Raw genomic sequence first — 19,519 nt, forward strand, 5'->3', positions numbered from 1 at the left:
ATCGTGAGAAGGAGAGAGTGATGGGGTTCCTGCTGCGCTGGATCTGTGCCCTGCTGCTGGTCGCGGCGACCTGGAATCCGACCCCGTGGAACTATGTCCGCTGGGCGCGCGCGAACGCCGATGTGCAACTGCCGCTCGTGGTGCTGCTCGGGCTGTTGCTGTTCGTGGCCTATGTCATCTACCTGCGCGCCACGCTGCGCTCGATCGGGCCGTTCGGCATGGGGCTGATTCTGGCCGTCGTCGCGGCGTTGCTCTGGGTGTTGTGGGATTACGGGGTGCTGGATCTGTCCGACCGCAACCTGTCGGCCTGGATCGGCATTCTCGCGCTGTCGCTGGTCCTCGGGATCGGGCTGAGCTGGTCGCTGGTGCGGCGCAGGCTGTCGGGTCAGGCCGACGTCGACGACGTCGACGAATAGCGCGCCGGCGCGCCCGGTCAGGGCAGCGCGGCGAGCCAGAGCCAGATGCTGACGACCGACAGCCCGGTGGCGATCAGCACCGAGGAGGCCGCGACCCGGCGCGCGCGCCCGTAGAGGTTCGCGAAGACATAGGCATTCACCCCCGGCGCCATGGAGGCGGTCAGAACCGCCGAGCGGAAGGCCCCCGTCGGAAGGTCGAAGGCCTTTCCCAGCGTCCAGGTGATCGCCGGGTGCAGGATCAGCGACACGGCGCAGACGAAGAAGATGATGCGGAAATCACCCTGCGGCTTGTAGCGGTAGAGAATGCCGCCGAGCGCGAACAGCGCCGCCGGAAGCGCCGTGCGCACCACCATGTCGAGCGCATCCGTCACCGGCCCCGGCAGCGAGAGGTTGCCGATGTTGAAGACCGCGCCGATCGCGATGCCGATGACCAGCGCGTTGCGGAACATGGCGCGCAGCACCGAGACCGGAAGCCGCGACAGCGCGGTGCCCCGCGACTTCGCCCGCGCGATCTCCATCGCGGTGATGCCGATGCCGTAGCAGATCGGCGAATGCAGGGCGATGATGGCATAGTTGGGCTCGAGCGCCCCGGTGCCGTAGGCCCGTTCGGTGATCGCCAGCCCGAGCATGAGCGAATTGGCGAAGAGGCAGCAGAAGCCGATGGCGACGGAATCCTCCCAGTCGCGCCCGAAGAGGTAGCGCCCGGCCAGCAGCCCGGCGGCGAAGCCGATGATCGAGCCGGAGTAGAAGGCGACGAGAAGCAGGGGGTCGAAATGCTCGCCCAGGTCCAGCGTCCAGATGGCGCGGAACAGCAGGCAGGGGATGGCGATCATCTGGGTGAAGCTCATCAGCCCGTCGATGGCGCTGTCCGAGATGATGTTGCGCCAGTTTGCCACGTAGCCCGAGGCGATGACGATGAAGACCGGCAGGATGACTTCGAGCAGTGCCTGCATGCTCAGAGGGCCTTCCGGTCCGGGGATCGCGGCACTGTGCGGGGCGGCAGATCGGGGTTGCGCCGCGCTTCGCGCGTCGCCCGGGCGCCTCTGGCGGGCGTCGCGGCGACCGGGAGGGGGCGCGCTGCGCGGCAGTGCCGGATTTGCGTATTTGGAACAAGAAGAAGCAGGCGGGCCCGCGCCGGATCACAGAGCATAGCGCAGGACCATGCCGTCATGGGCCGGGGTGATGTGGTCGGGCGTTTCGGCATCGACGATGTCGTGATCGAGGTCGATGTGCATGTTGGTCAGCACCGCCGTCCTCGGACGGGCGCGTTCGATCCATTCCAGCGCGAGGGCGAGATGGGCATGGGTCGGGTGCGGCGTGCGGCGCAGGGCGTCGAGAATCCAGCAATCGAGGTCTTCGAGATGTGTCCAGGCGGCGTCAGGAATGGAGATCACGTCGGGCAGGTAGGCGAGGTCGCCGATGCGGAAGCCGAGCGCGTCGATGCTGCCGTGGTTCACCAGGAACGGCTGGAAGGTGATGCCGCCGCCGGCACCGTCGATGGTGAAGGGGCCGGTGCCGATCGTGTGCATGTCGAGGATCGGCGGATAGGGGCTGCCTTCGGGCTGGGCGAAGGCATAGCCGAAGCGGCTCATCAGGGCGTTCTGCGTGTCGCCGTCGGCCCAGACCGGCAGGCGGGCGCGCCGGTTGAAGACGATCTGGCGCAGGTCGTCGAGCCCGTGCACGTGGTCGGCATGGGAATGGGTCCAGACCACGGCATCGAGCAGGCCGATCCCGGCGTCCAGCAGCTGCGCCCGCATGTCGGGCGTGGTGTCGATCAGCACGCGGGTGATGCCCTCCGCCGTCTCGCGTTCGACCAGCATCGAGCAGCGGCGGCGGGTGTTCTTGGTGTTGGCGGGGTCGCATTCCCCCCAGTGGCCGCCGAGGCGGGGCACCCCTCCCGACGATCCGCAGCCGAGGATGGTGAAGCGCAGTTCCGGGGTCATGCAGGCGTCCATGCGGCGGCCTTGGCGAAGAGGCGGTCGAAATTGGCCTCGGTCGCGGCGGCGAAATCCTCGAGGGAGAGGCCGAAGGTCTCGGCCCCGACGGCGGCGGTATGGGCGGTGTAGCCCGGTTCGTTGCGCCGGCCGCGGAAGGGCGGCGGCGCGAGGTAGGGGCTGTCGGTTTCGAGCAGGATCCGGTCGAGCGGGGCGGCGGCGAAGATGTCGCGCAGCTCCTGCGACTTCGGGAAGGCGGCGATGCCCGACATCGACAGGTAGAACCCGCAGTCGAGCGCCGCCGCGGCAAGCTCTGCCGAGGAGGAGAAGCAGTGCATGACGCAGGTGTAGGGCCGCGCCTTCCAGGCGTCGCCCAGGATCTGCGCCATGTCGTCATCGGCCGCGCGGGCGTGGATGATCAGCGGCAGACCGGTTTCCTGCGCCGCCTCGATATGGATGCGCAGCGACTGTTTCTGCACCTCGGCGCTTTCGGCGGTGTAGTGGTAGTCGAGCCCGGTTTCGCCGATCCCGACGAACTTGGGATGTTCGGCCAGCGCCACCAGCGCGTCGACGCGGGCCAGGGGTTCCTCTGCCGCGCTCATCGGGTGGGTGCCGGCGGCGTAGAACACCGGCGCGTGGGCCTCGGCGATGGCGCGGACCTGCGGTTCGTTGCGCAGGCGCGTGCAGATAGTCACCATGCGGTGCACGCCGGCCTCGAGCGCGCGGGCGATGACCTCGGGGCGTTCGCCGTCGAAATCGGGAAAATCCAGGTGACAGTGGCTGTCCGTGATGAGGGGGGTGGTCATGTCTGCGTCCTTTGGCCTTGGTATCAAGGATGGGGCGCGAAGGGTCAAGGCGGGGCGGGCTCAGCGGCGGGCGAAGTTGAGCGGCAGGTTGAAGCTGTAGGCGGAGGCGTTCAGGCCCCCGGGCGCGCGGGGCAGCCGGGCGGTTTGCGCCGCGCGCAGGGCGGCCCGGTCGAGCACGGCATCGCCGGAGGAACGCAGGATGCGCACCCCGGCGAGGCGCCCGGCGGGTGTGACCGAGATCCGGATCTGCACGACCCCGGTGGCGGTGGTGCCGCGCGGATATCTCTGCGCGCGGGCCACGGCGGTGCGGATTCCCGCGCCCCAGGTCGCGCGGGCCCGTTCCTGCGCGGCCTTCGAGGGGCCGGGCGCGGCGGGGGCGGCCTTCGGCGTGCGGGTGGTGCCGCTGCCCTGCGCCGCCGGGGTCCGGCGCGAGACCGTCGCGGACCGCTCGGTCCGGGCCGGGGCGGTGGGTTGCGCGCGGGCGGTCCGGGCCTCGGGGCGGAGCGATCTGTCCGGGGCGCGGCCCGGTGCTGCGGCGGGCGCGGTGTCGATCCGGGGCAGGTCCGGCGCGGCCCCGGCCAACGGCCGGACGGGGCCGGTCGTGCGCAGGGGCGCATCGGCAACGGTGGCGGTAGGGGGCGGACCGTCTGCTGCGGGCACTGGCAGGCCCGGGGCCTCCGGCGGGGCCGGGGACAGGGTCGCGGGGGCGGGAAGCGCCGGTGCCGGAGCGGGCGGGCTGTCCTCTGCCAGGCCCGACAGTGCCGGGGGCGGAGCCATGGGGGCCGGGCGCGCGGGCATCGCCGGGCCCTCCGGGGTGGCGTCTGCCACGGGTTCCGTCGGGCCGTCCGGTGCGGCACCGGGATCGGGCGGAGAGTCCCAGCGCTCGGCAAGGGCGGCGAGGCTGTCCGGTGCCGCCTGCAGGGTCAGCGGGGCGGTGCCCCCGTCGCCCTCGGGCGCGGCGCCTCCGGTCGCGAGATCCGACAGGCCGATGGCCGCGGCGGCATGGATCGCCCCGGCCAGGATGATGAACACTGCCGCTTCGGCCAGCCGCATCGCCTCAACCGCCTCCCGCCGTCACGAGGGCGACGGACCCGGCGCCGAGCGCGCCGAGCCGTGCCAGGATGCCGGCAAGCTCGGTCGCCGGCAGCGCGGCGTCGGCCCGAAGCGTCACCGGCCCGGCGCGGGTCGCGGCGGCGAGGGCATCGCTGCCACGTTCGGCGCCGAAGGCGATCTGCCCGTCGGCCGAGACGAACAGCGCCGGGGCGGGCTCGGACATATCTCCCGAAGCGACCGGAGGGGCGACCGGAAAGGGCTGGGGCGGTGCGATTTCGGCCGTCATCAGGAAGAAGATCAGCAGCAGGAAGACCACGTTGATCATCGGCACGACCGGCTCGGGCCGGGGGCGCCGGGGGGCGGGCACCAGAAGCCGGGTCATGGCCGCGCCTCGAGGATCGCGAGCGAGGTGAACCCGGCGGCGCGCAGGTCGGACAGGATCGTGACCAGACGCTGGGTATCGGTCCCCTCGGCGGGGCGCAGGAGGATGATGTCGCCGGGCGTCTCCATCAGCGGCGCGAGCGCGGCGGGAAGGTCGCCGGTCTCGACCCCGTTGAGCAGCAGCCGCTGCGGCGCGACGCTCACCAGCCGCGGGGGGCCGGACCACGCGGCCCCGGCGGCGGGGCGGGACAGCGACAGGGGCAGCGCCTCTGTCGTGCCGAAGCGGGCGGCGAGCATGAAGAAGACAAGCAGCAGGAAGACCACGTCGATCATCGGCGTGAGGCTGGCGCGGCGGCGGCGCGGCGGCAGGGCGAGGTTCAGCATGGCTGCCCCGCCTTCCGCGCATCCCGGCGCATCGGTGGCCGCCCGCGCCGTCTCATCGTGCCGGGGCCTCGGGCGTGGTGAAGAGCCGCGCGGCGAGGTCCTCGAAATCGTGGGTGAGCGCCTCGGCCACGCTGTCGAACCAGCTGAGCGCCATGGAGGCGGGGATGGCGACCGCCATGCCCGCTGCGGTGGTCAGCAGCGCCTCCCAGATGCCGCCGGCGAGGGCGGAGGGATCGGCCTGCGCGCCGGTTTCCTGAAGCGCCTGGAACGCCTCGATCATGCCGAGCACGGTGCCCAGAAGGCCGATCAGCGGTGCGATCATCACGACGAGGTCCAGCGCCCTCAGCCCGGCGCGGGCCTCGGCCAGCAGGGCGCGGGCGACGCGGGCGGCCTCTTCGCGGGCGATGGCGTCGGACTGGCGCGACAGGGCCTCCATCGCGGCGCGCAGGAAGCGGGCGCGCAGCCCGCCGCGCGCTTGCAGCGTTTCCAGCGCATCGGCCCGCCGCCCCGCGCGCCAGAGCGCAAGCGCGGATTCCGCGCGTTCGCGCCGCCAGGCCCCGGCGACGGACAGCCGCCAGGCCTTCCACAGGATCAGCGCCAGCGTGCCCACCGACAGCGCGAAGATTACCCAGAGCGCCGGGCCGCCGAGGTTCAGGACTTCCGCGATCCGGGTCATGTTTCCGCCCTCTGCGGCGCCATGATCGCCAGCAGCGCATCCAGCCCGTCGGTGAGGGCCGCAGGGCCGGGTTGCAGGATCAGCGGTGCCTTTATCTCGTGAATGGCGCCCCTTTGCACGGCGGGAATGCGGTCCCAGCCGGGGCGGGCGGCGATGCGTTCGGGGCGCACCTTCTTGCCGCACCAGGAGGCGATGATGATGTCGGGCTTCATGCCGATGACCGCCTCGGGGGGCACGATCCTGTCCTTCGCGGCCTTCTCGACCGCGAGTTCGGAAAAGATGTCCTCTCCCCCGGCGATGGCGATCAGTTCCGACACCCACCCGATGCCCGAGATCAGCGGCTCGTCCCATTCCTCGAACCAGACGCGGGGGCGGCACGCGGGCGCCTTCGCGCGCAGCATGTCGAGGCGCGTCTCGTAGCTGCGGGCCAGCGCCTCGGCCTTGTCCACGGTGCCGATCAGCGCGCCGAGGGTGCGGATCATGCGCAGGATGCCGGCGATGTCGCGCTGGTTGAAGGCATGCACCTCGATCCCCTCGCGTACGAGATCGGCCACGATGTCGGCCTGCAGGTCCGAGAAGGTCAGCACCAGATCGGGATCGAGCGCGAGGATCTTGGGAATGTCCGCCGAGGTGAAGGCCGACACGCGCGGCTTCTGCTGGCGCACGCCCGGGGGGCGGACGGCATAGCCCGAAACCCCGGCGATGCGGTGATCCTCGCCCAGAAGGTAGAGCGTTTCGACGGTCTCTTCGGTCAGGCAGACGATGCGTTCGGGGGTCATGTCAGGACGTCCAGTGGTTCGAGAAGCGGGCCCGATGCGGTATCGAGGATACGGGCGCGCAGGTGAAAGGTCCGGGCGAGGTTGTCTTCGGTCAGCACGGCGCGCGGGGGGCCGTCGGCCACCAGCCTGCCGTGGTCGAGCAGCAGCAGCCGGGTGCAGTGCCGAGCCGCGAGGGTCAGGTCGTGCAGCGAGACGAGCACCGCATGACCTTCGGTGGCAAGGCGCTGGAACACCCGGAGCGTGGCGATCTGCGCCGCCGGGTCGAGCCCCGCCGCCGGTTCGTCGGCGATCAGCAGCGGCGCCTCCTGCGCCAGCGCGCGGGCAATGAGGACGCGGGCCTGTTCGCCGCCGGACAGTTCGGTGGCCCGGCGCTTGCGGAACCCCTCCAGCCCCATGCGGGCCAGCGCCTCGTCGACGGCCGCACGCCCGGCCTCGCCGGCGCGGCTTTCGTGAGGCAGGCGGCCGAGCGCCACGAGGGTTTCGACGTCGATGCCCCAGGCGATCTCGCGCGATTGCGGCAGCCAGGCGGCGGCGCGGGCGCGGGCGCGCGGCACCATCCGGGCCAGCGAGGAACTGCCGGCATGGGGCAGCAACCCCAGAGCCGCGCGCATCAGCGTGGTCTTGCCCGCGCCATTGGGGCCGATCAGCCCGATGCATTCGCCGGGCTCCACGGTGAAGGACACGCCGTCGACCACGGGGCGGCTGCCGCGCGTGACGGTGAGCGTATCGAGGGCCAGCAGGCTCATGCGCGCCTCCGCGTGGCGTAGATCAGGTGCAGGAACAGCGGGGCGCCGAGGATCGCCATGACCACGCCGAGCTTGAGGTCGCGCTCCGGCAGGACCAGCCGCACGGCGATATCGGCGGCCAGCAGGATCGCCGCCCCGCCGAGGGCGGAGGCGGGCAGCAGGCGCGAGGGGCGGTTGCCGCAGAGCGGGCGCAGCAGGTGCGGCACGACAAGCCCGACAAAGCCCACGGCTCCGGCGACGGCGGTGGCCGCGCCCACCGCGGCGGCGGTGCCGAAGAGCAGCCGCAGCCGCAGTCCCCGCAGCGACACGCCAAGCGCCTGGGCGGCATCCTCGCCCAGGGTCAGCGCGTCGAGCGCCCGCCCGAGCGTCAGCAGCAGCGCCCCGCCGAGCGCAATGAGCGGCAGGGCGAGGGCGACATGGCTCAGCGAGCGGTCGGCGACGGAGCCCATCATCCAGAACACGATCTCGAAGGTGGCGTAGGGATTGGGCGAGAGGTTCAGCGCCAGCGAGGTCAGCGCCCCCGCCAGCGCCGAGATCGCGATCCCCGCGAGGATCAGCGTCAGCGACGACCCCTGCGGCCCGGCCAGCACCATGATCAGAGCCACGGCCCCCAGCGCAAAGGTCAGGGCCATCAGCGGCAGCGCCAGCGCAAAGGCCGAGGCCAGCCCGTATTGCAGCGCGATCACCGCGCCGAGCGCCGCCGACCCCGACACGCCGATCAGTCCCGGCTCGGCCAGCGGGTTGCGCAGGTAGCCCTGCATCGCCGCGCCGGATAGTCCCAGCGCCGCGCCGACCAGCGCCGCCAGCAGGGCGCGCGGCAGGCGGATCTCGCGCATCACGGTGGTGAGCAGGGGGTCGTCCCCGCCCAGCAGCGCGCGCAGCGCCGCCCCCGGCGGGATCGGCGCATAGCCGAGGAACAGCGACACCAGCATCAGCGCCAGGGTGAGCAGGGCGAGAGGGGCGAGCAGCCTCATTCCGTCACCTCGTCGCGTATGGCGCGCAGGGTGGCGAGCGCCTCCAGCAGCTTGGGCGTCTCGCAGGTCCAGCTCGTGCCGTCCGCCACCTCGCGCAGCGCGCCGGTGGCCTGCAGCGCGGGGTGGGAGGCATACTCCGTCGCCCGCGCATGACCCGCGTAGGGCCGTCCGACCAGGATCAGGTCGGGGTCCGACAGGACCAGCTCCTCCATCGACAGGTGGCCCGACGGCGGCGCGAGATTGTCGAGGCCGGCGGCGTTGAGAAGGTCTCCGGTCAGGGAGTCCGCGCCGGCGGTGGTGCCGTAGGGCATGTAGTAGACCGCGCGCGGCCGCCGCCCCGCGGGCGCCGTCAGGGCGGCTCGGCGGGTGTCGAAATCGGCGACCATCGCCCGTGCCTCCGCCTCGCGGCCCAGCAGCTCGCCCATGCGCAGCATGTTGGCGCGCGCGGTGTCGAGCGAGGTGACGGGTGCGAAGGTTTCCACGCGATATCCCAGGCGGTCGAGCAGTTGCACGGTGGCGCGTGTCGTCCAGCTTCCCGCGAGGACGAGGTCGGGGCGGCGCAGGACCACCGCCTCGGCGGAGCCGTCGTTGCGCGGCAGGTCGGCCATCTCTGCCGCCAGCGCCGAGGTGCGGGGATCATGCGCCAGCGGCGAGACCGAGATGAGTTGCCCCGGTGCCGCGAGCAGGAATGCCAGCTGATCGGTGCAGACGTTGAGCGAGACGACGCGCTGCGGTGCGCCGCCCCATGCCGCCGCGCCGGCAAGGAGCGCGGCGGCGAGGGTTATGAGCCTAGAAGGACGCACGGATCCCGAAATAGGCCGCCCGGTCCGAGGTCTGGTAGTCGGGCACCACGTTGTACTGTTCGTCGAACAGGTTCTCGACCCGCAGGTAGGCCTGCAGCCCGTTGCGGAATTCGTAGGAGACCGAGGCGTTGACCGTGGTGAAATCGTCCACGGATTCCGGCGCGAAGCCGATGCCGTAGGTGTCCGGGAAATCCGCCTTGTGGGTCAGCGTCACCCCGGCCCGCAGCGCGTCGGTGATCCGCGCATCCAGCCCGAGCGCGAGGTCGTAGCGCGGCACCCGCTGGAGCGGGTCGTCATTGGCGTCGCGCGCATCGGTGTAGGTGAAGCTGCCGGTCAGGTCGACCCGCGCGCCGAGCGGCACCGCCCCCGTCAGTTCGACCCCGCGCGAGACCGAGGTGCCGGGCACCTGCGCATAGCCGCCGACGGCGAAGTCGTAGTTGATGAGGTCCTCGATCTCGGTGTGGAAGATCGTCGCCCCGACGCGCGCGCCGCCGGCAAAGGCATAGTCGGCGCCCAGTTCGTAGCTGCGGCTGGTCTCGGGATCGAGGTTGGTGTTGCCGTAGGTCGGATCGAACAGCTCGTAGAGCGACGGCGCGCGGTAGCCCTTGGCCAGGGTCGCGCGCAGGGTCAGCGCCTCGGTCGCGCGGTAGCTGAGCGCCGCGCGGCCCGACCATTCGCCGCCGAATTCCGAATGTTCGTCGTGGCGCAGCGACAGCACCATGTCGAGCTGCGGCGTCCAGGCCATCGCGTATTCCGCGAAGACGCCGGTGTTGTCGACCTCTTCGGAATTCCGCGCCGTGCCGTTGCGGGTCCAGAAGGCGTCGTAGGTGGCGGCGGAGAAGCTCGCCTCCTCGCGGCTGTGATCGAGGCCGAAGGTCAGGCTGCGGTCGGGGTCGATCTGCCAGGTGCCGGAATAGGCGGCGACATCGCGCACCGAGGTGAACCCGTCGTCGAAGCCGCCCGAGGAGACGGTGCGGTCGATGTCGTAGCGCGAGAAGGACAGCTCGTGCGCCACGGCGCCGGTCTGAAGCTGCGCATAGGCGCGCAGGCCGTAGCTGTCGGTGGAAAAGGTGCCCTCTTCGGGATTGCCGAAGGTGTTGGCATCGTAATCGCCGTCCGAATTGAAGGTGAAGCCGGACAGGCCGAGACGCAGGTCCGGCGTCACGTCGACATAGCCGTCGAGACCGATCTGGGTGGCGGCAAACCCGTCGTCCTCGTCATAGCCGGGGGCCTCGACCGCGCTGAAGCCGTCGGTGACGAAGCGCGACGCGGACAGGGCAAGGCCCCAGCCGTCCTGCGCGATGCCGTAGGTGAGGGTCGCGCTGCGGGTGCCGTAGCTGCCGGCTTCCAGGGTGGCGGTGCCTTCGCGGCCGGGTTCCTGCGGGGCGCGGGCGAGGTCGAGCGCCACGATCCCGGCAATCGCCTCGGAGCCGTAGAGCGCCGATTGCGACCCCTTCACGACCTCGGCGCGGGTCACGCCGCCGGGCAGGACGTTGGCGAAGTTGAAGATCGCCTGCGGTGCCGAGGTGTCGGTGGTCTCGATGCCCTGCACGTAGACCGGGGCGTAGCGGTTCGGCAGGCCGCGGATCGACAGCGCCGTGGTCTGGCCGGGGCCGCCGTTGCCCACCGCGCTGACGCCGGGAAGGTCGTCGAGCGTGTCGGCGAGGGTCGTCGCGGGGGATTGTTCGATCTGCTCGCCGGTCAGAACCTCGACCGAGGTGCCGGTGCGGGCAAGGGTGAAATCCGTCTGGTTGGCGTAGACGGTGATCATCTCCAGATCCATCGCCTCCTGCGCGGCGAGCGGTGCGGCGCAGAGGGCAAAGGTGGAAACGGTACAGAGAATGCGGCTCATCCCCGGGGTCCTCGTGGTCGGTCGGGGGCGGCCCCCGGTGAAGAAATGCACCGGACAGACGGAATCCGCCCGGAACGATGAAGTCGTCACCACGAACGGAAGGACCGTTCCCTCATGCGCGCCCCGCGCCGGGGAGGGTGATCACCTTGGCAGGTCTCCTGACTTGCGGGTCGTCGCGCGATCCGGGCCTTCCCGAGGGATGCATCCCCCAGTGGCATGATGCCGGTCGCGCTCGCCGCTCACAGTTGCGGGGGCAGTCGCGGAGTATCACCGCGTTCCCTATTACCCGGGCAGATGCCCGGACCGAGGTCCGAAACCCATACTGCGCTGCGGCAAGCCGCGCAAGGTGGCGAAACGGGCAGGTCGGGGCGTCGTGCCCTCCGCCGGGGTCATCCCGCCCGTCTGGAATCCGACGCCCGGTGCCGGAGTCGCCGGATCGAATCGATTCTCGCGAAGGTGATGGCGGAATCCGCATGAATCTGATATGTTGGAGGCCGATCTTGAGGTGAAATTCCGGGCATTTTCATGGGACGACATGGTACCGGAATGGGTGTGAAGCATTTTTTCCGGGAATTCATGGTACTTGCGGACACTGTTTTGACTCACGGATCCGTTACTAGATATTGTGGTTTTGGTAAAATAATTCCCCACATATTCGTGATAATTGTCAGGATCTGCCCCTATATGTTGTTTTCCACAGGGGCTGTGGACAAGATGATGTGGCGCAACTGGGTCATTTTTGTGTTGCCTTCCATAAAATCCCATGAGATACATTAAACCACGATGAGGGACGGGACACAGGGGCAACGACCCCGGATAAAAATCCCCGAACATAAAAGAGCAGGTTCATACAGGCCCCGGCCTTCATCGTGACGACAGAATCCGGCGCGCGAGCGAGCAGACATCCCCCCAGGTGGCGCGCGCAGTCGGACCTACCCGCTAGACGGGTCAAGGCGGCGGGTTGATCAGTGGCAGCAGATCAGCCCGCCGTATTACGTTCAAAGGGGGGTGAAGGGACCGTAGGGCAGTGGGTTCGTTCTTCCGAGGCGGATGCGACCAGAAGGTCGACAGCAAGGGGCGCATGTCGATCCCTTCTGATTTCCGTCGCGTACTGGAAGAGGGCGATCCGCTTTTTCCGAGCCGCTCCGCGCGCCTCGTGCTTCTCTTCGGTCCCCATCTCAAGAATTGCCTGCAAGTCTATACGATCGAAGCTTTCTCGGAGATCGAGGAGGGCATCAAGGCGATGCCGCGCGGCTCCAAGGAGCGGCGCCTGGCCAGCCTGATGATGCTGGACCCCTGTTGCGAGATCGAGATCGACCGCGACGGCCGGATCGTCCTGCCCAAGGACCGGCGGGAGCAGATCGGCCTGCCCGAGGGCGGCATGACCCGTCTTGTCGCGATGGGCGACTTCTTCGAGATGTGGAACAAGGACGTCTTCGACGCCAACGCCGGGTCCGCCGTCGAGGCGCTGCTGGACGAGCATGGCGAGGGCTTCGATCCCCTCAGCCTGGTCTTCGGCGGGTAGGGCGCTCCGATGGCAGCCGATACCCCTCCGAAAGCCCCCCACGTTCCGGTTCTGCTGCGCCCCCTGCTGGAGGCGGTCGCGCCGGTCCGGGGGACCTGGGTCGACGGCACCTTCGGGGCCGGCGGCTATGCGCGCGGGCTGCTGGAGGCGGGTGCCGAGCGGGTCATCGGCATCGACCGCGATCCCCTGGCGCACCAGATGGCCGAAGCCTGGGTCGCGGAGTATCCCGGTCTCGACCTCGTGCAGGCCAACTTCGCCGACATGGATGACCACGTGACCGGCGCCGACGGGGTCGTGCTGGATCTCGGCGTCTCGTCGATGCAGCTCGACCGTGCGGAGCGCGGATTTTCCTTCCAGAAGGACGGTCCGCTCGACATGCGGATGGAGCAGGCGGGGGAATCCGCCGCCGACCTGGTCAAGCGGCTGGACGAAACCACGCTGGCCAACGTGCTCTATACCTACGGCGAGGAGCGCGCCTCGCGCAGGATCGCCAAGGCCATCGTCAAGGCCCGCGCCGAAGAGCCGATCGAGACCACGGCGCGACTATCCTCTATCGTCGAGGCCTGCCTGCCGCGGCCCAAGCCCGGCCAGTCGCACCCCGCCACCCGCAGCTTCCAGGCGTTGCGGATCGCGGTGAACGACGAATACGGCGCGCTCTGGCGCGGGCTCATGGCCGCCGAACGGGCGTTGAAGCCCGGCGGCTGGCTCGCCGTCGTCACCTTTCATTCGGTCGAGGACCGCATGGTCAAGCGCTTCATGCAGGCGCGGGCCGGGCGGCTGGGCTCGGTCAGCCGCCATGCCCCCGAGCAGGAGCAGGACGCGGCGCGCTTCGTGCTGATCACGCGCAAGGCCGTGGGCCCGGACGACGAGGAGCTGGCGCAGAACCCGCGCTCGCGCTCGGCCCGCCTGCGCGTCGCCCAACGGACCGAGGCCGCCGCGGGCGACATCGGGGCCGACATCATTTCCATGCCGCAACTGAGGGGGAAAAGCTGATGCGAACGCTTCTCTACGTCACATCCTTCATGGCGCTGATCGGGCTCGCCTTCTGGGCCTATCACGAGAATTACGAAACCCAGGCGGCACTGGACAATGTCGACGACCTGCGGCGCGACATCACCGATGCGCGGGCCCGGCTCGCCGTGCTCAAGGCCGAGTGGGCCTATCTCAACCGGCCCGACCGGCTGCGCGACCTGGCCGAGATCAACTTTCCCCGTCTCGGCCTCCTGCCGATGCGCCCGGACCAGTTCGGCACGATCGACCAGGTGGCCTATCCCGAAACCCGCGCGCTGGTCGTGACCGACCCGGTGGACGTCTCCAGCGCGGGGGCGAGCGAATGACCCGCACGCCGCTCCGCCCGCTCGCCCGCATTCTCGAAGCCCGCCACAAGGGCGAAAATCCCGACGCCATCGAACGCGAGAACCTGCGCATCCGGCACGAACAGATGCGCGACCGCTCGCGGGTGCGCGCCGAAAGCCGCCTGCTGGTGCTCGGGCTGTGCTTCTTCTGCGCCTTCGGCACCATCGGTGCCCGCATGGGGGTGATGGCCGCGACCGAACCGACCGAGCCGCGCGCCGCCGCCACCGGCGCCTCGATCATCGCCAGCCGCGCCGACATCGTCGACCGTCGCGGGCGGCTGCTGGCCACCAACATCGAGACGCATTCGCTCTACGCCCATCCGCACCAGATGGTCGAACCGGTGCGCGCGGCCAAGGAGCTGGCCAAGATCTTTCCCGACCTGAAGGAAGAGCGCCTGCTGAAGGATTTCACCGGAACGCGCAAGTTCCTGTGGGTCAAAAAGAAAATCTCTCCCGAGCAGCTTCAGGCCGTGCATGACATCGGCGAGCCGGGCCTGCTGTTCGGCCCGCGCGAGATGCGGCTCTATCCCAACGGCAGCCTTGCCGCGCATATCATGGGCGGCGCCAGTTTCGGCCGCGAGGGGGTGCATTCCGCCGAGGTGGTGGGCACCGCGGGGCTGGAAAAGTACTTCGACAAGGAACTGCGCGACCCCGCCCGCGAGGGCGCGCCGCTGGAGCTGTCCATCGACGTGACCGTGCAGGCCGCGATGGAGCGGGTCCTGGATGCCGGCATGCGCCTGATGAACGCCAAGGGCGCGGCGGCGGTGGTGATGGACGTGCACACGGGCGAGGTCATCGCCATGGCCTCGCTGCCGGATTTCGACCCCAACGACCGGCCCCGCCCGCCGACCGAGGGCAGCCCGGGCGACAGCCCCCTGTTCAACCGCGCGGTGCAGGGGGTCTACGAACTCGGCTCGACCTTCAAGATCTTCGCGGCGGCGCAGGCGATGGAACTGGGCCTGGTCAATCCCGGCACGATCATCGACACCCGCCCGCCCTTCAAGGTCGGCGGGTTCCGGATCGGCGAATTCGACGGGCACAATTACGGCGAGATCTCGGTCGAGCAGGTGATCGTGAAATCCTCGAACCGGGGCACCGGCAAGATCGCGCTCGCCATCGGCAGGACGCGCCAGCAGGAATTCCTCAAGGCGCTCGGCCTCACCGTGCCGACCCCGGTCGAGATCGTCGAGGCGAAGGGCGGCCAGCCGCTGCTGCCGGCGCGCTGGACGGATCTGTCCACGGTCACGATCTCCTACGGGCACGGCATTTCCACCTCGCCGCTGCATCTCGCGGCGGCCTATGCGACCATCGCCAACGGCGGACGCCGGATCGCGCCGACCCTGCTCAAGCAGAGCGGGCCGCACCTCGGCGACCGGGTGATGTCGGAGCAGGTCTCCGCCGCCGCGCGCTCGATGCTGCGCAAGGTGGTGACCGAGGGCACCGCCAGCTTCGGCGAGGTGCCGGGCTATCACGTCGGCGGCAAGACCGGGACGGCGGACAAGCCCAAGGAACGCGGGGGCGGCTATTACAAGGACAAGGTGATCGCCACCTTCTCGGGGATCTTCCCGGCCGAGAACCCGCGCTATTCCGTCGTGGTGACGCTGGACGAGCCGGTCGAGACCTCCGGGAAGAAGCCGCGCCGCACGGCGGGCTGGACCGCGGTTCCCGTCGCCGCCGAGATGATCGGCCGGATCGCGCCGCTTCTGGGGTTGCGTCCGCAGTACGATTTGCGCGAAGTGACGGAGGCAACGCTGGTCCGGCAATGATGCGCTTACGGTCGGTGTTGCCGGTGCGTATTTGGAACAAGAAGAAGGACCGGGGCCGTCATGGGCGATGAGACCAGGAGCCTGTCGGAGCTGGGTCTGACGGCGCGGGGCGGGCGGGATGCCCGGATCTCGGGGATTTCCGTGGACAGCCGGGCGGTGATGCCGGGCCACCTGTTCGCCGCGATGCCCGGGACGCGCGTGCACGGGGCCACCTATATCGACACCGCGCTGGCGCAGGGCGCCGCGGCGATCCTGACCGATGCCGAGGGCGCGCGGCTTGCCGCCGAAGCGCTGGGCGAGTCCGGCGCGGCGGTGGTGATCGCCGCCGATCCGCGCCAGGCGCTGGCCTATGCGGCGGCGCTCTGGTCCGGTGCGCAGCCCGAGATCATGGTCGCGGTGACCGGCACCAACGGCAAGACCAGCGTGGCGACCTTCGTGCGGCGGATCTGGCAGGAGCTGGGCTTTCGCGCGGTCAACCTCGGCACCACCGGGGTCGAGGGCGACTGGCAGGCGCCGCTGCGCCACACCACGCCCGAACCGATCACCCTGCACAAGGCGCTGGCCGATGCCGCCCGCGAGGGCGTGGATCACGCCGCGATGGAGGCGTCGTCGCACGGGCTGGATCAGCGCCGGCTGGACGGGGTCCAGCTGAAGGCGGCGGGCTTCACCAACTTCACGCAGGATCACCTCGACTACCACGCGGATTTCGAGGAATATTTTGCCGCCAAGGCCGGGCTCTTCGCCCGCGTGCTGCCGGAGGAGGGCACCGCCGTCGTCAATATCGACGATGCGCGCGGCGTGGATATCCTGGCCATCGCGCAGGCGCGCGGGCAGGCGACGATCACCGTCGGAGAGGCCGAGGGCGCGGATCTGCGCCTGCTGGGGCAGCGCTTCGACGCGACGGGGCAGGAACTGCGCCTGTCCTGGCACGGTGTCGTGGAGCAGTTGCGCCTGCCGCTCATCGGCGGCTTCCAGGGCGAGAACGCGCTGGTCGCGGCGGGGCTCTGCATCGCCTGCGGCTCGGAAGCCGAGGACGTCTTTCGCGCGCTCGAAAGGCTCGAGACGGTGCGCGGGCGGATGCAGCTTGCGGCGACGCGCGACAACGGCGCGGCGGTCTACGTGGACTACGCCCATACCCCCGACGCGGTGTCGACCGCGATCCGGGCGCTGCGCCCGCACGTCATGGGGCGGCTGGTGGCCATCGTCGGTGCCGGCGGCGACCGCGATTCCGGCAAGCGGCCTCTCATGGGGGCGGCGGCGCACGAACATGCGGACCTCGTGATCGTGACCGACGACAACCCCCGCTCGGAGGACCCGGCGGCGATCCGTGCGCAGGTCCTGGCCGGGGCGCCCGAGGCGATCGAGGTCGGCGACCGCGCCGAGGCGATCCTGCGCGGTGTCGATGCTCTCGGGCCGGGCGATGCGCTGCTGGTCTGCGGCAAGGGACATGAATCCGGGCAGATCGTGGGCGACACGATCTATCCCTTCGACGATGTGGAACAGGCGAGCGTCGCTGTCGCGGCGCTGGACGGGAGGGGGCTGTGACGCTCTGGACGGCAAGGGAAGCGGCCGAGGCGACCGGCGGGCAGGCCACCGGTCACTGGGAGGCGCACGGCGTGTCGATCGACACCCGCAGCCTCGCGCCGGGCGATCTGTTCGTGGCGCTCAGGGCCGCGCGGGACGGGCATGATTTCGTGGCCGCGGCGCTTGCCGGCGGCGCGGCGGCGGCCCTGGTCAGCCGCATCCCCGAGGGAGTCGACGAAAGCCGCCTGCTGCTGGTCAAGGACGTGCAGGCCGCGCTCGAGGCGCTGGGCCGGGCAGGGCGCGCGCGCACCCGCGCGCAGGTCGTGGCGGTGACCGGATCGGTCGGCAAGACCTCGACCAAGGAGATGCTGCGCACGGTGCTGGGCGACCAGGGCCAGGTCCACGCGGCCGAAAAGAGCTACAACAACCACTGGGGTGTGCCGCTGACGCTGGCACGGATGCCGCGCGAGGCGGATTTCGCCGTGATCGAGATCGGCATGAACCACCCGGGCGAGATTTCGCCCCTCAGCCGCATGGCACGTCCGCATGTGGCCGTGGTGACCATCGTCGCGCCGGCGCATCTGGCGGCCTTCGAGAACATCGAAGGCATCGCGCGCGAGAAGGGCGCGATCTTCGACGGGCTGGAACCGGGCGGCACCGCGATCATCAACGGCGACCTGCCGGTGACGCCGATCCTGCGCGCCATGGCCGAGACCCGCGCCGCGCAGGTGATCGACTTCGGCGAGGCGGCGCACAACCATCACCGCATCACCGAGGTCACGATCTGCGACGCCACCACCGTGGCGCAGGGCCGGGCCTGGCGGACTCCGGTCCTCTACAAGGTCGCGGCGCCGGGGCGGCATTTCGCGATGAACGGCATGGCGGCGCTTGCCGTGACCCATGCGCTGGGGCTGGACCGGGCGATGGCGGTCACGGCGCTCGGCCAGTGGCAGGCCGGGGCGGGGCGCGGCCTGCGCGAGGTCATCCTGCTCGACCCGGTCGAGACGCAGCTGACGCTGGAACTGATCGACGATGCCTACAACGCCAACCCGGCCTCGCTCGGCGCCTCGCTCGAGGTGCTGGCCGGGGCGCACCCGCGCGACGGGCTCGGGCGGGTCTCCCAGGGGCGGCGCATCGCCTATGTCGGCGACATGAAGGAACTGGGCACGACCGAGGTCGAACTGCACGTCGGGCTGGCCGCCAATCCGGCGATGGAGAAGATCGACATCGTGCATTGCATCGGTCCGCTGATGCGCAACCTCTGGGCCGCGCTGCCCGAGGCCAAGCGCGGCCACTGGACCGAGGACAGCGCCGCCATGGCGGAGCGCGTGCGGCACGATCTGGATGCGGGCGACGTGGTGCTGGTCAAGGGATCGCTGTCCATGGCACTGGCCCGCGTGGTTGACGCGATCCGGAAAATGGGCCATGCGCCCGCGGGCGGAAACTGAAGGGGACTGGCCATGTTGTACTGGCTGACGGAACTGAGTGACGGCGGGGACATCTTCAACCTGTTCCGCTACATCACCTTCCGCGCCGGCGGCGCCTTCCTGACCGCGCTGATCTTCGGCTTCATCTTCGGCAAGCCGCTGATCGACGTGCTGCGCAAGCGTCAGGGCAAGGGACAGCCGATCCGCGACGACGGCCCCGAGGGGCATTTCATCAAGGCGGGCACGCCGACCATGGGCGGGCTGCTGATCGTCGGGGCGCTGCTGACCTCGACGCTGCTCTGGGCGCGGCTCGACAATGCCTTCGTCTGGATGGTTCTGTTCGTCACCATGGGCTATGCCGCCATCGGTTTTGCCGACGATTACGCCAAGGTGACCAAGCAGAATACCGCCGGGGTGTCGGGGCGCGTGCGGCTCGGGCTCGGCTTTCTGATCGCCGCCGTCGCGGGGGGCTGGGCCGCGTGGTTCCACCCGGCGGACCTGACCAACCAACTGGCCTTTCCGGTGTTCAAGGACGCGCTGCTGAACCTCGGCTGGATGTTCGTGCCGTTCTCGATGATCGTGATCGTGGGGGCCGCGAACGCGGTGAACCTGACCGACGGCCTCGACGGGCTGGCGATCATGCCGGTGATGATCGCGGCCGGCACGCTGGGCATCATCGCCTACGCGGTGGGGCGCACCGACTTCACCGAATACCTCGACGTCCACTACGTCCCCGGCACGGGCGAGATCCTGATCTTTTCCGCCGGGCTGATCGGCGGCGGTCTCGGGTTCCTGTGGTACAACGCGCCTCCCGCCGCCGTCTTCATGGGCGACACCGGTTCGCTGGCGCTCGGCGGCGCGCTCGGCGCCATCGCGGTGGCCACCAAGCACGAGATCGTGCTGGCCATCGTCGGCGGGCTCTTCGTGGTCGAGGCGCTTTCGGTCATCATCCAGGTGCTCTACTTCAAGCGCACCGGCAAGCGGGTGTTCCTGATGGCGCCGATCCATCACCACTACGAGAAAAAGGGCTGGGCCGAACCGCAGATCGTCATACGCTTCTGGATCATCTCGCTGATCCTGGCCCTGATCGGTCTCGCCACGCTCAAGCTGCGCTGAGG

The 19,519-nt window shown here is 70.0% G+C and carries 20 protein-coding genes and 1 riboswitch; of the genes, 8 read left to right on the forward strand and 12 right to left on the reverse strand.

Going from position 1 to position 19,519, the window contains the following annotated elements; translation table 11 throughout:
• Nucleotides 1-20: 20 nt before the first annotated feature.
• Entirely contained in the window at nt 21-416 is a 396-nt protein-coding gene (locus ACN0RJ_RS07265; protein WP_417719902.1) for a DUF6524 family protein, read from the forward strand.
• A gap of 17 nt (nt 417-433) precedes the next feature.
• Here the strand turns inward: ACN0RJ_RS07265 and ACN0RJ_RS07270 are convergent, their stop codons facing one another.
• The 12 genes from ACN0RJ_RS07270 to ACN0RJ_RS07325 all read right to left on the reverse strand — a co-directional run bounded on the left by ACN0RJ_RS07270 (nt 434) and on the right by ACN0RJ_RS07325 (nt 10,804).
• Nucleotides 434-1,369, reverse strand: coding sequence for an AEC family transporter (locus ACN0RJ_RS07270; protein WP_417723838.1), 936 nt, complete (start codon nt 1,367-1,369; stop codon nt 434-436).
• A gap of 186 nt (nt 1,370-1,555) precedes the next feature.
• Nucleotides 1,556-2,359, reverse strand: coding sequence for an MBL fold metallo-hydrolase (locus ACN0RJ_RS07275; protein ID WP_417723839.1), 804 nt, complete (start codon nt 2,357-2,359; stop codon nt 1,556-1,558).
• Nucleotides 2,356-3,156 carry a TatD family hydrolase gene (locus ACN0RJ_RS07280; RefSeq protein WP_417723840.1) on the reverse strand — a complete coding sequence of 267 codons (801 nt, stop codon included), beginning with the start codon at nt 3,154-3,156 and terminating at the stop codon, nt 2,356-2,358. The genes ACN0RJ_RS07275 and ACN0RJ_RS07280 overlap by 4 nt, the downstream gene beginning before the upstream one ends.
• 60 nt (nt 3,157-3,216) lie before the next feature.
• Nucleotides 3,217-4,209, reverse strand: a complete 993-nt coding sequence (locus ACN0RJ_RS07285) for an energy transducer TonB (RefSeq protein WP_417723841.1) — start codon at nt 4,207-4,209, stop codon at nt 3,217-3,219.
• A 4-nt stretch (nt 4,210-4,213) separates the two neighbouring features.
• Complete coding sequence (locus ACN0RJ_RS07290; RefSeq protein ID WP_417723842.1) at nt 4,214-4,591, reverse strand: ExbD/TolR family protein; 378 nt, start codon at nt 4,589-4,591, stop codon at nt 4,214-4,216.
• Nucleotides 4,588-4,974 (reverse strand): ExbD/TolR family protein, encoded by a 387-nt coding sequence (locus ACN0RJ_RS07295; protein ID WP_417723843.1) that lies wholly within the window; start codon nt 4,972-4,974, stop codon nt 4,588-4,590. The genes ACN0RJ_RS07290 and ACN0RJ_RS07295 overlap by 4 nt, the downstream gene beginning before the upstream one ends.
• 52 nt (nt 4,975-5,026) lie before the next feature.
• Entirely contained in the window at nt 5,027-5,650 is a 624-nt protein-coding gene (locus ACN0RJ_RS07300; protein WP_417723844.1) for a MotA/TolQ/ExbB proton channel family protein, read from the reverse strand.
• Nucleotides 5,647-6,429 carry a cobalamin-binding protein gene (locus ACN0RJ_RS07305; protein WP_417719910.1) on the reverse strand — a complete coding sequence of 261 codons (783 nt, stop codon included), beginning with the start codon at nt 6,427-6,429 and terminating at the stop codon, nt 5,647-5,649. Before ACN0RJ_RS07305 ends, ACN0RJ_RS07300 begins: the two co-directional genes overlap by 4 nt.
• Nucleotides 6,426-7,175, reverse strand: coding sequence for an ABC transporter ATP-binding protein (locus ACN0RJ_RS07310; protein WP_417723845.1), 750 nt, complete (start codon nt 7,173-7,175; stop codon nt 6,426-6,428). Before ACN0RJ_RS07310 ends, ACN0RJ_RS07305 begins: the two co-directional genes overlap by 4 nt.
• A complete protein-coding gene (locus ACN0RJ_RS07315; RefSeq protein WP_417723846.1) occupies nt 7,172-8,149 on the reverse strand; it encodes a FecCD family ABC transporter permease in 978 nt (325 codons plus the stop codon). The genes ACN0RJ_RS07310 and ACN0RJ_RS07315 overlap by 4 nt, the downstream gene beginning before the upstream one ends.
• Nucleotides 8,146-8,952, reverse strand: a complete 807-nt coding sequence (locus ACN0RJ_RS07320; RefSeq protein WP_417719913.1) for an ABC transporter substrate-binding protein — start codon at nt 8,950-8,952, stop codon at nt 8,146-8,148. The genes ACN0RJ_RS07315 and ACN0RJ_RS07320 overlap by 4 nt, the downstream gene beginning before the upstream one ends.
• On the reverse strand, nt 8,939-10,804 hold the full coding sequence (locus tag ACN0RJ_RS07325; protein ID WP_417723847.1) for a TonB-dependent receptor plug domain-containing protein: 1,866 nt from the start codon (nt 10,802-10,804) through the stop codon (nt 8,939-8,941). Before ACN0RJ_RS07325 ends, ACN0RJ_RS07320 begins: the two co-directional genes overlap by 14 nt.
• 130 nt (nt 10,805-10,934) lie before the next feature.
• Nucleotides 10,935-11,127: riboswitch (cobalamin riboswitch) on the reverse strand.
• Nucleotides 11,128-11,831: 704 nt separating this feature from the next.
• Here ACN0RJ_RS07325 and ACN0RJ_RS07330 point away from each other — a divergent pair.
• From ACN0RJ_RS07330 to mraY, 7 genes are read left to right on the forward strand one after another with little or no spacing between them, the layout of a single operon-like run.
• Nucleotides 11,832-12,329 carry a division/cell wall cluster transcriptional repressor MraZ gene (locus ACN0RJ_RS07330; protein WP_417719915.1) on the forward strand — a complete coding sequence of 166 codons (498 nt, stop codon included), beginning with the start codon at nt 11,832-11,834 and terminating at the stop codon, nt 12,327-12,329.
• Nucleotides 12,330-12,338: 9 nt separating this feature from the next.
• Complete coding sequence (rsmH, locus tag ACN0RJ_RS07335; protein WP_417719916.1) at nt 12,339-13,322, forward strand: 16S rRNA (cytosine(1402)-N(4))-methyltransferase RsmH; 984 nt, start codon at nt 12,339-12,341, stop codon at nt 13,320-13,322.
• A complete protein-coding gene (gene ftsL / locus ACN0RJ_RS07340) occupies nt 13,322-13,666 on the forward strand; it encodes a cell division protein FtsL (protein WP_417719917.1) in 345 nt (114 codons plus the stop codon). The genes rsmH and ftsL overlap by 1 nt, the downstream gene beginning before the upstream one ends.
• Entirely contained in the window at nt 13,663-15,450 is a 1,788-nt protein-coding gene (locus tag ACN0RJ_RS07345; RefSeq protein WP_417723848.1) for a peptidoglycan D,D-transpeptidase FtsI family protein, read from the forward strand. The genes ftsL and ACN0RJ_RS07345 overlap by 4 nt, the downstream gene beginning before the upstream one ends.
• Nucleotides 15,451-15,510: 60 nt before the next feature.
• Nucleotides 15,511-16,995: a UDP-N-acetylmuramoyl-L-alanyl-D-glutamate--2,6-diaminopimelate ligase gene (locus tag ACN0RJ_RS07350; RefSeq protein ID WP_417723849.1), complete on the forward strand. Its 1,485-nt coding sequence runs from the start codon at nt 15,511-15,513 to the stop codon at nt 16,993-16,995.
• Nucleotides 16,992-18,422: a UDP-N-acetylmuramoyl-tripeptide--D-alanyl-D-alanine ligase gene (locus ACN0RJ_RS07355; RefSeq protein WP_417723850.1), complete on the forward strand. Its 1,431-nt coding sequence runs from the start codon at nt 16,992-16,994 to the stop codon at nt 18,420-18,422. The genes ACN0RJ_RS07350 and ACN0RJ_RS07355 overlap by 4 nt, the downstream gene beginning before the upstream one ends.
• 12 nt (nt 18,423-18,434) lie before the next feature.
• Entirely contained in the window at nt 18,435-19,517 is a 1,083-nt protein-coding gene (mraY, locus tag ACN0RJ_RS07360) for a phospho-N-acetylmuramoyl-pentapeptide-transferase (RefSeq protein ID WP_417719921.1), read from the forward strand.
• Nucleotides 19,518-19,519: the final 2 nt, after the last annotated feature.

The sequence above is a fragment of the Salipiger sp. genome (assembly GCF_048261495.1).
Taxonomy (GTDB): domain Bacteria; phylum Pseudomonadota; class Alphaproteobacteria; order Rhodobacterales; family Rhodobacteraceae; genus Salipiger.